Annotated in this window: 2 tRNA genes; both read right to left on the reverse strand. The window is 56.6% G+C overall.

From position 1 onward, the window contains the following. Positions 1-2: 2 nt before the first annotated feature. Positions 3-75 (reverse strand) — tRNA-Val (locus OGV57_RS00045). Between the two features lie 46 nt (positions 76-121). Continuing rightward, positions 122-197 (reverse strand) — tRNA-Val (locus OGV57_RS00050). Positions 198-219: the final 22 nt, after the last annotated feature.

Genomic DNA, 219 nt, shown 5'->3' on the forward strand with positions numbered 1-219 from the left:
GGTGGGTGATGACGGGATCGAACCGCCGACCCCCTCCTTGTAAGGGAGGTGCTCTCCCAGCTGAGCTAATCACCCACTTCTCAATTTCTTACTCTACACGGCGGAGACTACATAAAGTAGTTGGTGGGTGATGACGGGTTCGAACCGCCGACCCCCTCCTTGTAAGGGAGGTGCTCTCCCAGCTGAGCTAATCACCCCCGCTGTGTGGAGTCGCATTAT

It is taken from the genome of Citrobacter sp. Cf087 (genome assembly GCF_030334285.1).
Classification (GTDB): domain Bacteria; phylum Pseudomonadota; class Gammaproteobacteria; order Enterobacterales; family Enterobacteriaceae; genus Citrobacter; species Citrobacter freundii.